At 37.9% G+C, this 12778-nt stretch carries 12 protein-coding genes; 4 read left to right on the top strand and 8 right to left on the bottom strand.

What is annotated here, in order from left to right; translation table 11 throughout:
• Window positions 1-314 precede the first annotated feature (314 nt).
• The 3 genes from CWB60_RS03560 to CWB60_RS03550 all read right to left on the bottom strand — a co-directional run bounded on the left by CWB60_RS03560 (window position 315) and on the right by CWB60_RS03550 (window position 3159).
• A complete protein-coding gene (locus CWB60_RS03560) occupies window positions 315-1418 on the bottom strand; it encodes a 4-oxalomesaconate tautomerase (RefSeq protein WP_054983682.1) in 1104 nt (367 codons plus the stop codon).
• Window positions 1419-1460: 42 nt separating this feature from the next.
• Window positions 1461-1643, bottom strand: a complete 183-nt coding sequence (locus CWB60_RS03555; RefSeq protein ID WP_054983681.1) for a hypothetical protein — start codon at window positions 1641-1643, stop codon at window positions 1461-1463.
• A gap of 190 nt (window positions 1644-1833) precedes the next feature.
• On the bottom strand, window positions 1834-3159 hold the full coding sequence (locus CWB60_RS03550) for an OprD family outer membrane porin (RefSeq protein WP_138579703.1): 1326 nt from the start codon (window positions 3157-3159) through the stop codon (window positions 1834-1836).
• A 300-nt stretch (window positions 3160-3459) separates the two neighbouring features.
• Here CWB60_RS03550 and CWB60_RS03545 point away from each other — a divergent pair, with 300 nt between their 5' ends.
• The 4 genes from CWB60_RS03545 to CWB60_RS03530 all read left to right on the top strand — a co-directional run bounded on the left by CWB60_RS03545 (window position 3460) and on the right by CWB60_RS03530 (window position 7142).
• Window positions 3460-4131 carry a response regulator transcription factor gene (locus CWB60_RS03545; RefSeq protein WP_029774040.1) on the top strand — a complete coding sequence of 224 codons (672 nt, stop codon included), beginning with the start codon at window positions 3460-3462 and terminating at the stop codon, window positions 4129-4131.
• The gene (locus tag CWB60_RS03540; RefSeq protein WP_029774041.1) at window positions 4124-5569 is read left to right on the top strand and encodes a sensor histidine kinase; all 1446 of its coding nucleotides are present in this window, start codon (window positions 4124-4126) and stop codon (window positions 5567-5569) included. The genes CWB60_RS03545 and CWB60_RS03540 overlap by 8 nt, the downstream gene beginning before the upstream one ends.
• Window positions 5566-6633 carry an ABC transporter substrate-binding protein gene (locus CWB60_RS03535; protein ID WP_138579788.1) on the top strand — a complete coding sequence of 356 codons (1068 nt, stop codon included), beginning with the start codon at window positions 5566-5568 and terminating at the stop codon, window positions 6631-6633. Before CWB60_RS03540 ends, CWB60_RS03535 begins: the two co-directional genes overlap by 4 nt.
• A 311-nt stretch (window positions 6634-6944) precedes the next feature.
• Window positions 6945-7142, top strand: coding sequence for a helix-turn-helix transcriptional regulator (locus CWB60_RS03530; protein ID WP_010557263.1), 198 nt, complete (start codon window positions 6945-6947; stop codon window positions 7140-7142).
• Window positions 7143-7202: 60 nt separating this feature from the next.
• On the opposite strand, the gene CWB60_RS03525 is transcribed toward CWB60_RS03530, so the two are convergent.
• The 5 genes from CWB60_RS03525 to CWB60_RS03505 all read right to left on the bottom strand — a co-directional run bounded on the left by CWB60_RS03525 (window position 7203) and on the right by CWB60_RS03505 (window position 12469).
• A complete protein-coding gene (locus tag CWB60_RS03525) occupies window positions 7203-7838 on the bottom strand; it encodes a PM0109 family protein (RefSeq protein WP_138579789.1) in 636 nt (211 codons plus the stop codon).
• Window positions 7838-8647 (bottom strand): hypothetical protein, encoded by an 810-nt coding sequence (locus CWB60_RS03520; protein ID WP_138579790.1) that lies wholly within the window; start codon window positions 8645-8647, stop codon window positions 7838-7840. The genes CWB60_RS03525 and CWB60_RS03520 overlap by 1 nt, the downstream gene beginning before the upstream one ends.
• A gap of 258 nt (window positions 8648-8905) precedes the next feature.
• Window positions 8906-10384: a VWA domain-containing protein gene (locus CWB60_RS03515; RefSeq protein WP_138579791.1), complete on the bottom strand. Its 1479-nt coding sequence runs from the start codon at window positions 10382-10384 to the stop codon at window positions 8906-8908.
• Window positions 10377-11927, bottom strand: coding sequence for an AAA family ATPase (locus tag CWB60_RS03510; protein ID WP_138579792.1), 1551 nt, complete (start codon window positions 11925-11927; stop codon window positions 10377-10379). The genes CWB60_RS03515 and CWB60_RS03510 overlap by 8 nt, the downstream gene beginning before the upstream one ends.
• Window positions 11928-11938: 11 nt before the next feature.
• A complete protein-coding gene (locus CWB60_RS03505) occupies window positions 11939-12469 on the bottom strand; it encodes a HEPN domain-containing protein (RefSeq protein WP_138579793.1) in 531 nt (176 codons plus the stop codon).
• Between the last annotated feature and the right edge of the window lie 309 nt (window positions 12470-12778).

The following is a 12778-nucleotide window of genomic DNA, read 5'->3' as shown; positions in this document are numbered from 1 at the left end:
CGCTGCAATTATTTAAATAGGTCCTAATAACGTCATTGCATCTATTACGTAGATGAAAGTATTTCGTTAAAAGAAGTTAACAACAGCTAGACTAATAGCCGAAACTGTCATCTACCTGTCATCGATGCCAAACTACCCATTAATTTAAAATTATTTATAAGGCATTGTTTTTAAATAAAAATAAGTTTAATTTTATTTATATAAAGCATAAAAAAAGCGATAACAGACAATCTGCTATCGCATTTTCGGTTGGTTTACTAAGGCTTAATACCAATTCTCTTAATTAAGTGAGCTATTTTGCCCATTGGTATAAGTTAAGCTATTTTGCTTTCATCCCATACTTTTGCAGGTATGTGTACTTCACCTTTAAATAACATTCTGGCTGTGCGCATTAACCCCGCCGATTTTATATCTAGCGTGTCGTTTTCAAAGCGCCCCTCAAGTAGTAAATCTATTTTACCGCTTGGGTGTTCAACCACTATATTTTGCTGCTCTGAGCTTTGTGGCGTAATTAAGTCGTACGCCACACTGCCTGGCAACATGCAACTAACACTCACGCAAATTGCCCCAGTAACAGAATGGCTGGTATGGCAATTTTGCGGCACAAAGTAGCGCGAAGTTATCGTACCGCCAAATTGCGGCACCGACAGTAAACCGACTTTAGGAATGACTTTTCCGGTTGCATCGCCAAGGCCCATTTTTAGTGACGCCTGCAGGCGAATGCTTTCTATTTTTTGCAGTAACTCTGTATTTGCATCAAGCTCTTGTTTAGTTTCAGAGCCTTTTACACCCAGTGATGGTGCAGGTATTAGTACCATTGGCATGGCAGCATCTACACAACTTACTTCTACGCCATCAAAGGTATCGCGTGCAGAGCCAGTAGGCAGTAATTCACCGGTTTTAGTGCCACACACATCAAAAAACTTAAGTAAAATAGGAGCCCCAGAGCCTGGTACGCCATCAATGGTGGCATCTCCTTCGTACTCTACAAAGCCGTTAGGCGTTTGTACCACAACTTCAATCAGGGTATTGGTATTTACATTTTTAACCCGTACCGTTGTTTCACCGTCGTTTGCAGTAACCAGTCCGTATTCAATTGCCAGAGGTGCTGCACCAGATAAAATATTGCCACACGAAGGGGTTATATCGACTTCATTTTGCTCAATAGCAACTTGCGCAAATAAGTAATCAATGTCTGCATCGGGGTCGGTTGAGCGTGAAATAATGGCCGCTTTACTGGTTAGTGAGTTTCCTCCACCAACGCCGTTTACTTGCAGCGGATCGCCTGAGCCCATTGCTGCAGTTAAAATTTCTTTGCGTTTATCCCACTCTCTCGGTAAATCGTTGGCTAAAAAATAAGTCCCGCGAGACGTTCCGCCGCGCATAATGACACAAGGTATTTTTTTTTGAATAGTCATAATAATCCAGCTTCTAAATCAATTTAAATGAGCAGTAACGGGTTAGTTATTACTTAAAATAACCACGCACTCTTGCACTTGCTCTTGCTTACTTTGCAAAGATTGAGGGGCAAAATTAGTATTACTTGTTGCACTCGCAGCCGTGGCTGTTTGTTGGCTATTTGCACGAAAGTGAATGGCTCTCGGCGTAGGTTTTAACTGAGGTGTAGCGTGTGTTGAGTTCATCGTTTCGCCCTTTCAATGCAATTAAAAACAAGTAACGTCGTTATCAAAACGTTGCCCTTTTTTTAAGAGTAAGGAGCCAAACTGTCACTAACCTGTCACGAAATAAAAATTGATTAAAAAATAACTTTTAAAAATTAAAAAACGCGCAGCATTTTCATGCTGCGCGTTAAAAGCCAATCGAAGGGGGCGTTTAAAACTTAATGGTGTAATCTACATATACACGGTGATCTGCTCTGTCTCCTTTTACACCATCAACACTGCCAGTTTCATCTGTGGTGTAATCTAAAAATAACCAACGTAGGCTTAAGCCTTTTACAGCCGCTACTTTGTAGCGTGTATCAATGGCCCAATATTTTTCATCGGCTGTGCCACCTGCTTTACCTAAGCTTGAATTTTCTGCATCGCTGCCGCTGGTGTAATAAAACTTTGTGGTTAAACCCGGTGCCACTGCTTTTAGGTCAACACCTAAGCGAGCCTGCCAAGTTGACTCATTTTGGTTTGTTAAATCGGCACCAATTAATGAGCGCGTGGGAAACGGGTTAGTCCCGTGATCGCCGCTAAAGTTATCTTCAATCCAAGCATCGTTCACCTTGGTAAATGCGGCGCCTAGTGTCCAAATATCTTTTTTCCAATTAGCATCTAGGTAATAGGCAAAACCATCGTTTTCACTTTTAGTAACGCCTGAAACCGAACCGAGTGCATCTTCATCATCTAAATCACCACCCTCTGCACCGGTTACAAATAAATCGCCATCGTCTTGTGAGGTAAATACGCCGCTTGAAAGGGTTAACTTACTGTGATCGAGCTTAATAGCGTAACTGCCTTTAAGCCCAAGCTTTGATAAGTAGTTATGGGAGTTTAAATACTCTGCGTCTATTTTTAGCGCGTCTTTTTTGTAGCTTGCGCCCACACCCCAAATAACACTAATTGCGCCGTTATCTGACTGGTCGGTAGAAAAATCTTCCCATTTGTCATCGTGGCGGCGGCTCCATTTATCGTAGGCGTAACCATATACTTTGGTATTGCCAAACTTGTAGTCACCAAATACACCTCTAAAAGTATTGGGAATTGCGCGGCTACCCGAGCTTTTTAACAACATGCTTTTGGTTTTTTGCCCGCCTATTTTTACATGGCCATTGTCGCCAAGTTTAACGTCGATAAAATATTGACCAAATTTAGAAAAACTATCGTCAACGCCGCCTTTTTCATACCCAGCGGGTAAAATATTATTTTGTGCGCTGCCGGTTGAGTTGTAATTAAGTACCGTATAAGTAGAGACACCCATGCTAATTAAGTCATTAAAATAGCCCGATTGATAATTGAGCTCTATGCCTTGTGCAAACGTTGAGTCGTCGCTGGCGTCGTTATCGTAATCGCGGTCAAAGTAAATTGACCTTAGCTTAATATTAAATTCGTCTTGCTCTGTAAGCCCATTAAAAGAAGCGTACGAAGGAATAGAAACACAAGTTAATACTGCGCCTGTTACTGCAAATATTTTAGAGAACTGTTGATCCATAGTTGTCTCCGCTACCTTGTTTAATTAAATTTATAGTTGTGTGTAGTGTGTAGTGTGTAGTGTGTAGTGTGTAGTGTGTATCAGTTTATTCATGTTGCAATTTACACGGCAAACCTGTCACAAACCTGTCACAAGATAATTACATTTTAGGCAATTGTATTTTTTAGCTATTAAATTAAAACTATAGCTTATCTTGCTATAAACGAAGGCATTTGCGTATTGTAAACGTTGCAGTAATTGTTTAGTGTCTTGCACAACTTAAAATTATATTTTTTAATTGCGACTTTGCGGGTGTGCTTAATGAGAATTTTAGCAGTTGAAGACGACGAAGTGTTAGGAGAAGCAATTTGCCAACGCTTCACCAAAATGGGCCAAGGTATAGACCTTGTAACCAGTGGTGATGTGGCTAATTCGCTGTTAAAACGCCATGAGTACGACCTTATTTTACTTGATTTAAACTTGCCCAATTTAAACGGTGAGCAAATATTAAAAAAGCTCAGGGCTCGCTCATCAAATACGCCTGTATTAATTTTAACGGCACGCGCTCAAGTAGAGCACCGTATAGAATTACTCGACTTAGGCGCCGACGATTACCTCACTAAACCCTTTGATTTTGGCGAATTAGAAGCCCGCTGCCGCGCCCTACTTAGGCGTAACCAAGGCCTTGGCAAAGACATTATTAGTTATGGCAACCTCGATTTTGACCGAAAATCATGCACGGTCACTATTGCTAAAGAACTTATTGACTTAAAACAACGAGAATTTAGGTTGCTAGAAATATTTTTAACGCATCAAGGCAAAGTGCTTAATAAAGATGAGTTACTCGATCACTTATATTCGTTTGACGACTCACCCAGCCCCAACGCCATAGAAACCTACGTAGCAAGGCTTCGTAAAAAGCTGGTAAATAGCAGTGTTGATATAAAAACACTGCGTGGTTTAGGCTATCTTTTAGCAGAGCCTAATGAGTAGCAAAACCCTCCCCTCAATTCGCCGGCAGCTGCTTACAATAACCATTGCTTTAATGGTTATAATTACACTTATAACCTATTTTATGGCTAATAATTACAGTAAAAACGCCGCCCAAATTTCATACGATAGGCTACTTGCCAGTGCTGCTTTACAAATTTTTGAAAATACCCACATTGATTACCACGAAATTATTGTTGATTTACCCAGCGCTACATTTGAAACTCTCTCGATGGCCTCAAATGACAGATTGGTGTATCAAATAACGCAAAATCAAGGGGAACACTTAACCGGCTACAATGGCTTATATCAACACATTTTGCAAAAAGCCGACACTCAGTGGCAACGTGCAGAATATGACCCACGAGATAACCTACTGATACAATTTTGGGAAGGTGATTACAAAGGCGAAAACTACCGCTTTATTTTACTCTCAGATAAGCTTTATGAAGTGGGCGAATCGTTTGATGTAAATATTTTAATAGGCCAAACCACCCAAGCTCGCGATCAGCTCGCCTATGAAATGAATTTAAATGTGATACAAATGGTTATTTTAACGTTTGTAATAGCTATTGTGCTTATATTACTGGGAGTGAATCAAATTTTGCGCCCTATTTACAGCATAAATAAAAAAATACGTCGGCGCTCCCCCACTGATCTACGCCCTATTGATATGTCGGTTCCCAAAGAAATGGCCGATTTAATTTCAACCATTAACCATTTTATATCGCAATTAGAAGTCTCGCTTAATCATTTAAAACGCTTTACCGGCGAAGTGGCCCATCAAATAAGAACGCCTCTTGCAGGCCTTAAAAGCCAAGCGCAAAATGCCATTGAAGAAAGCGATGAAAAAATAAGAACAGAGCAGTTAAATCGTGTTTTATATTCAACAGATTTACTCGACAGCACCGTTACGCAACTGTTAAACCAAGCCACTCTTGCGCACCGCTTTCATAGCCAGCCTTTAATAACGCTTTCGTTGCCGGAGCTGGTAAAGTCTGTGTGTAGAGATGTTGCGGTATCGGCGATTCAACGCGGCGTGATCATCACATATCAAGGTGATGATAATTTAATGATCAATGGTGATTCGTTTGCACTTAGCCAAATGCTACGCAACATTTTAGAAAACGCGATTAAATTTAGCCCGCAAAACAAAGAAGTTAATGTCTCTACCGAGCTTCACAGTACAGACAGTGGTTACATAGCCCGTTTATGCGTGGCTGATCAAGGCGTAGGTGTACCCGATGCGCAAAAACAACATGTGTTTGAGCGGTTTTACAAAAGTAAAGGCGACCCACGTGCCGGCAGTGGCTTAGGCTTAAGCATTGCTAAAGAGGTAGCAGAGCATCATAACGCTGCTATTAAGCTGCTTGATAACAGCCCGTCGGGGCTTATTTTTGAAATAAACTTTCCGTTAATGCTGACCGAGGACGAACATTGAAACTTTTATCGCTGATTTATATTGCCGTTGTTTTAACGTGCTTTGTAGGCTCGCCATTCGTTGCTGCAAAAAACCCTTTAGTATTTCCGGCACAAAGCGAAAATAAATCTGTGCTTAAAATATATGGCGGCGCTGATAAAATGGAAATTGCCCCTTTTTTATCGGCCTTTCAAAAAAAATACCCTTTTGTACAAATTGACTACTACGAGCTGAGTACTTTCGAAGTGTATAGCGAATTTTTAGCCGACGTTAAAAACCCGCCCGACGTATTATTAAGTTCAGCAATGAACTTGCAGGTAAAGTTAGTTAACGATGGTTACGCACAGCCTTACAGCTCTGAGCAAACAAATAAGCTTCCTGCATGGGCTAAATGGCGAAATGAAGTATTTGGCTTTACCTATGAAACAGCGGTAATTGCATTTAATAAAGAATTTTTAGGCGAAGAGGTCGCACCAAGTAGCCGCAACGAATTATTAGAGCTAATTCGAAGGCGCAGTGAGCAAATTAAAGGCCGCATTGGCATTTACGATATTACTCAAGTGGGCATAGGCTATTTGCTGTGGGCTCATGACCGCGAGCAAAGCTCAAGCTATGGCCGAATGCTTGAATCGTTTGGCTATCACAGCACGCGTGTATTTAGACGCAGCGCCGACATACTCAAGGCACTTTCAACGGGCGAGCTCACTGTTGGCTATAACATATTAAGCTCTTATGCGCGCACATGGGCGGCGCAGCACCCTAATATTATTGTGGTGCAACCTAAAGACTACACCTCGGTTATTATGCGCAGTGCCATTATTCCTAAACATGCTAAAAATGTAATTGGCGCACAGCTGTTTATTGATTACTTAGTGTCTGTACAAGGGCAAACAGACATGGCCAACTTTACTAATTTTGAGCCAATAAATAACGAAGTAAGAATTAAGCAAAAACATTTACTTGATATATCAGAAGGTCAGCTGCGCCCCGTCCCCCTTGGCATAGAAATATTAGTGATAGACGATCAGATGAAGCGCCAAATAATCATTCAAGAATGGGAAAACGCGTTATTTGAGTACCAATAATCCAATGTGCTTAAAAAGTACGTCTGGCTAATTGTTAATATTTAAGTCTAAGACTTTTCGCTCCCTATAGTGGCACTTTAAACCCTTGATTGATTTGCTTTTGAACTGTTATGTAAGCTGCTGCTTCAAGTATTTGTTCACCACTTACTGGGTGGTCAAATTCGTATAGTGACTTGTATTTTGCATTATTATGCCCTCTCAATGGTTTATGCAAAATTGTGCTGTATATGTTTAACGTTTTTGTTTCGCCTCAGTAAAAAATTACTACCCCCGGAAAGGATATGTACTAATAACCTAACCGGAGAAATCCCATGCGTTTAATCAAATTAAAAGAAGTTTTACATATCACAGGCTTAAGCCGTTCAACTGTTTATCGCTTTATGAGCGCTGGTGGATTTCCAATGAAGGTCGAGCTAGGTGGTAACTCTGTAGCCTGGGTAGAAAGTGAAGTTGAAGAATGGATAAGTGAAAAAATTGGGAAAAGAGACACTGCAAGTACTGCAGCTTAAAGTGCTACCCCATAGCGGGGTAGCTTTAATAAAGCCTACTTACTTAATTCATAGCAAAATCTAAAGCCTGTTTTTAGACGCACTACAAGTAGATTCGATAATACTTTTTGCTCTGCCAATTAGATTATCTAGCCCGTCCGTTTCTAGCAGGTCCTGTATATCAATTTCAAAACCACTTGTTATAACAGGAAAGTTATCTAGCTCTGAGGGCTCTGAACTCAATGGTATATTTGAGCATTTGGACCATAAATTATAATACCAGTTACCTGCTATTTCTTGATACGGGGAATAAGCTCTTACACTTAGAATACTGGTAGATTCTTCAATTGAAGTTTTTATCCCTAGTGCATCAGGTTGACCACCTAAGTCCGATTTACCATCAACAGCTGTGTCTAAATCAACTTTTATCTCAACTAAACAATGCCCTGGCACTATTTTATTGTTGTCAAAGTCAGTTTTAAATATGAAGTAACTAGACATAGCAGGTAATAAATCCCACTGCCATTTTTGAAATGGGTTTATACTCAAAGTCGCTGGTCTATCAAAATTTACTGGTCGCCATACGTAAAAACTTAGCTCTAATTCATTCAGCAGTTTATTTAAGTTACTATATAAACGCTGATAAAAAGCTGCCAATAAGCGATGCCCTGTACGGACTTGCATTAATAGTTCTGTGCCTGGTTTTTTGGTATCCATCAATTTAATTTCCATTCAGTAATTGAGTTAAGAGATAAAGGCTGAAAGTTTGCTTTTGAGATATTGTCAAAATTCAATTCGTTACCTATATTTAACCGTTCTTTTTCTAAAAAGCATTTATGATTCAACGTAATTGGCTTTAATAAAGCTGAATCAAAATCTTTCCACCTAAAGTTTTTAATACAGACATTAAAAAGCCCTAAAGCAGCTATCATATCTTTTACAATTCGCTGTTCACGCAATTTACTTGTACTAAGAAGCACTTTGAGTATAGGGACCAATTCATGCCAATTTTTTGCTGCAGCGTACTCAATCACTTCAAAATCGTTAACCAGATTTTTAAGCTGTTGGTTAACTCCAATTTTAGATACGCCACCTAAAGCCAGGAAATATAGTGGCTTATGCTTAAAGTTACTATTTAATAAGCCTTTAACCTCTCTAGACCACTGTTCGAAATATTGTTCACCTCCACTAGGGGGCTTAACTTCAATCAATATATTCACTTTTTTAAAGCATAAAATAACATCTGGCTCAACAAGGCTTTGCTGATCGTTAATTAAAGTAAACCTCGGCCAGTACTCTATTTTTTCTAATTCACCCAGGGTTTCAGATAGATACAACTTATCTTTTATATCAAAGCACTTAGCTAATATAGTAATTTGAGACACTTGATCTAAGTAACTAAACCTTTCAAAAAAAGTAGACGTTAAAAGGTCTTCATAAGCCTTAAATATTTCACGCCAAGAAACTGCATCACCTTGAGCATTTTCGATTCTGCCAGCTTTATTATTCAAAATTGCCATCAGCATAATGGGCACTCTTTTATTTTAATTATTGGAACTTTTTAATAATACACTTTTGTACCTAGAACTTAACTTCACAAGCTTGTAAACTAGCCAGCTCACTCCTAATATCACTTAACCTCATAACCCGATTGACTACATTAGCTCACGTTCGCTCAGTACTTCAGGCATTAGCTATCTTGACCGAAATCACTTTGGACTTCATCTAACATTTCAGCCGAAAATGCTTTGTATCTTTCAAAATAAAACTTCATTAGACCTTAATCAATCTAGCCAGCTTTCAATAGCAACCAGCTCATTAATACTTCCATTATGAGGGTTATATATCCATTCCTGATCAAATACTTCTCTGAGGCGTTTACTTAGGTAACAGTTACCCACCACTAAAGAAAAGAACTTATTTCCATTCAGCTTTAAAGCAGATATAGCCTCTTTTTGCGAAGTTGGCAGCCCATCCATTATAAAATCAGAAACGATAAGTAAATCAGCCTTTTTGTATGTATTTTCTGTCATTAAATTAACTGCATGGCTAATAGCTGGTCCTACATCCGTTCCACCATAAAACGACATTGATAAAAAATCTGTCAACTTTTCTAAACTAAATCCTTTGGATAGATCTAAGGTATTAATCGAAGTAGAAAAGTTAATAATATAGCAATCTCTATTTTTAGCTTGCGCTTTTAATGACATAACTAAAGCAACAGCTTTGGCAACAGTTTCAGGCGTTCCTTGCATTGAACCACTGGTATCAATGCAAATAATTACAGGGCCTTTTTGTTCATCTTCATCAACTGTCAACTCCTCCTCTATTTCAAATTCCTCATCAACAAATTGCTGCCCCGACATTTCAAAGCACATTAAGGATGACTCCACATACTTAAGGTCAAATAGAATTGATGTGTCCTCGTCACTTAATAGCGCTAATTCAGAAGGGAGAGCATGCTCAATATCTTTAGATAATTTAATTCCTACTATTTCTTCTTTAGAATTAATATCAATTATGGATGATTTTTGTATATAAGAATGAGTAACTGATTCTATTTTTTCACTTTTTTTAACCTGGTTTATACGACCTAACAAGTCTAATAGCTTTTTAATTCCTTCATCACTATGAATTCGTTCCATTAAGCTTTTAACTTTAGATAAATTATTTAGCTTTAAAGAACCACTTGAAAGGTCAAGTAAAATGCCTGGCTCAAGACCTAGCTTACATAATAAAGTAAGCATTTCGTCAATAAGCTTTAGTTTTTTAGCTAAGCTTTTTAAAAACTTTTCTCTCAATAAAGTTATTTGCTCTAGTTCCCACTGTTCATATAGTGAACACAGTAACTTTTGCCACTCCTTTGCCAATAAATTAGCAGAAGTGGCTAAATCACTAGCAGCTTTAACGTTCTTACTTTTTGACGCGACAGCCTCATTTTTGAGGTGAACTAAATCTGTATCCCAAAAGTCTTTGTTGAAATTAACGTTACTTTTTGCACACAAAGCTTTGTATTTATTTAACGCAAGTTCATATTTTCTAATAGTTAAGCTATCAAAGTTTAAGCTATTAAAAACATCCAACTCATTTTGAGCATCGTAATAAGGGAACTCTAACAAACAATGTCGGTTCGCTTTATCAGCCCAGCTTTTTAGGCGATCTTCAACTTGTAATGCTAAATTTGGAGCGTGCTCAAAGGTACTTTGGTAATCGTTATTTATTTCAGCCAGCATAGTGGTTGCATATTCATCAATATTACGCACTACATAACCCTTTTAAACGGTCACAATCTTTAATTCTTAACTTCAAATCACTTATTTGTTGATTAATACCATTTAGCGCTATATTACATGATTGTTCAGACACAAATGGTGAGTATAAAGAAGCTACATACTCTGCTTGCTTAGCCTCACATAATTCTAAAGTTGTCCTTAAGCTTTGAGTCAGCTCATTTACTTCGGCTTTTAAAGCATTAATTAAGCGGTTATTTACGTTTTGTTTCTTTTGTCCTTTTTTATATAGAATCTTTGGTGTTACATGGGCTGTAGAATTATATCGTCCCTCTAATCCAGTAATTTTAACTTCGCAACTACCTTGACCATCAAACGTACATGTATAAGTTTCAAGCTCATTACCATTCGCATCAACAGGATTAAAGGTGTCTTTACTCTTCATTTTATTCATAGGGATGTAAAAAGTACGTGTTGTTGTTTTTACTTCTCGTCTGTAGGTGTGATTCTCTCGGTAAGAAAATGTTTGCTTCGCTTGATAGTGCTCTTTACCATTAATATCATGTGTTTCGTACACATCTTTTTCATGAAAAATTTCATTAGTAATTTCTTTATCAAGTGCATCTTTTTTTCTATCAAGCTCAGCTAAGCTTAACTCTGGTGAAAAGCCAGATTCTTCTATGGCATTATTTACTATGCTCTCAACATATTCGCGGTTATTCTCGGTAGTCCAAAGGCAATAACGTAATAATAAAGCATCGCTGTGGTTAGTTTGTTTACGATTATTAAAAAATGCCGAGGCTTTAAGCAACTGAGCTGCTTTTTGCCATCGCCTGTCTGACACATAAACACCAAGCTCTAAAAATTGATCCGACAGCTCTTTTCTTATTAAATGAATAATTGTTAACGTATCCTTTGAAAGTTCAACCGTATCAATCTTTTTAAGCCAACTAGCCCATTCATTATTCTTAATGACTACCTCATCAGTAACTCTCACTTCAGCATGAGTTGGCTTACTACTAATTAGCCTTTCAAAGTTTTCTTTTACTTCAATTGGGCCAACCATTAACCTGATAATAAAGCGATCGTATAACGCATCTAAACCTTGGTTTTCTTCAGGCGTTTCGTTTGATGCTGCAATTAAGGCCTTTAAGGGCGCTTTTTCAAGTTCTTGGCCATTTTTATAAACCCCCTCATTGATGAGTGTTAATAAGCTATTTAATATTGCAGGGCTCGACTTCCAAATTTCATCTAAAAACGCAAACTCTGCTTTAGGCAAATAATTTTCAGTTTTACGTGTGTATTGATCTTCTTTTAACGCTTTAATCGATACCGGCCCGAACACCTCTTCTGGTGTACTAAAACGGTTCATTAAATATTCAAAATAAGGCGGGTTATCAAATGCTTTAGCAATACGTCGCGATATCAAACTTTTAGCTGTACCTGGTGGGCCATATAAAAATGTATTTTGCCCAGTTAGTGCGCCAAGTAATGCAACTGGGATTATCTCCTCACGCTCATGCATTCCGACCGAAATTTGATCAATTAATTTTTTTATTCTTGTTTGTAAACTCATTACTTATTCCTTTAAATTACTGCTAATGCTTTATCTGTTGCTTGTGCAAGCGCTTTAAAAAACCGCAAACACTTTTCAAGCTCATCTTTTTTAATTATTTGTGGTTGAGTAGTATCAAACTGTGCACGATGTACGGCCTCGCCCCGTTTAGAAATCCATTTATTCAGCTGCTCTCTGGCATCTTTTGGTAACACGTTTGGCCATACCCACTGCTCAGTAATATCTACACCAAAAAACTCTTCAAATAGCTTTTTGGTTTTATTTGAATTTGGGTTATTAAATAACTTTAAGCGTTCGTTTAATTGCTTTTCTGCAAAGTGACCAAATTGAGAGCCTTTAATTAAGCTAAACTTGACATCAAAAATTTCAGTTACCACATCTTCAACATAGGTTTCCCATGCGGTTAGCGTCATTATTAAGCTTGCTTTTTTTAAAACATCATAAGAGCATAATTCTGGATGGTTATTTAGCGTTTCAAAGCATGCTAATAGTTGTTCTGCTTCAGATAGGGCTCTATTAAAATTTTGTAATGAGAGGGTCATTTTCTTCCTTAAATATTTAACTAACAATTAGTGTTTGTTAGTACTACTTTATTTTTGTAATGCTATACAAAAATTTATAAAAATATATTTTCACAAGCTTGCAAAAACTTATTTCATTCTGTTTTAGTCTTTTTTGTAATCACTAAAATTAATGTTCTTACTGGTATCAACTATTTCGTTTGATGACTCATCATCATGTTGTTGAGCAGTAATCAGCGATTGGCAATAAGTTAATAGGCGCTTGATCTGACCCCGATAAAGTAGACACGGGGTTTTAATTCATTGATTCATATTGTATGGGGCTAACAT

It is taken from the genome of Pseudoalteromonas sp. S327 (genome assembly GCF_005886415.1).
In the GTDB taxonomy this organism is placed as follows: Bacteria; Pseudomonadota; Gammaproteobacteria; order Enterobacterales; family Alteromonadaceae; genus Pseudoalteromonas; species Pseudoalteromonas atlantica.
Note: the sequence above shows the minus strand (reverse complement) of the source record. Positions and strands in the feature narration are given on the sequence as shown.

Excerpts from the sequence above, each read along its gene's own strand:
- CWB60_RS03560 (WP_054983682.1), bottom strand. The coding sequence starts at position 1,418 with ATGACTATTCAAAAAAAAATACCTTGTGTCATTATGCGCGGCGGAACG.
- CWB60_RS03540 (WP_029774041.1), top strand. The coding sequence starts at position 4,124 with ATGAGTAGCAAAACCCTCCCCTCAATTCGCCGGCAGCTGCTTACAATA.
- CWB60_RS03505 (WP_138579793.1), bottom strand. The coding sequence starts at position 12,469 with ATGACCCTCTCATTACAAAATTTTAATAGAGCCCTATCTGAAGCAGAA.
- CWB60_RS03550 (WP_138579703.1), bottom strand. The coding sequence starts at position 3,159 with ATGGATCAACAGTTCTCTAAAATATTTGCAGTAACAGGCGCAGTATTA.
- CWB60_RS03525 (WP_138579789.1), bottom strand. The coding sequence starts at position 7,838 with ATGGATACCAAAAAACCAGGCACAGAACTATTAATGCAAGTCCGTACA.
- CWB60_RS03555 (WP_054983681.1), bottom strand. The coding sequence starts at position 1,643 with ATGAACTCAACACACGCTACACCTCAGTTAAAACCTACGCCGAGAGCC.
- CWB60_RS03530 (WP_010557263.1), top strand. The coding sequence starts at position 6,945 with ATGCGTTTAATCAAATTAAAAGAAGTTTTACATATCACAGGCTTAAGC.
- CWB60_RS03520 (WP_138579790.1), bottom strand. The coding sequence starts at position 8,647 with ATGCTGATGGCAATTTTGAATAATAAAGCTGGCAGAATCGAAAATGCT.
- CWB60_RS03510 (WP_138579792.1), bottom strand. The coding sequence starts at position 11,927 with ATGAGTTTACAAACAAGAATAAAAAAATTAATTGATCAAATTTCGGTC.
- CWB60_RS03545 (WP_029774040.1), top strand. The coding sequence starts at position 3,460 with ATGAGAATTTTAGCAGTTGAAGACGACGAAGTGTTAGGAGAAGCAATT.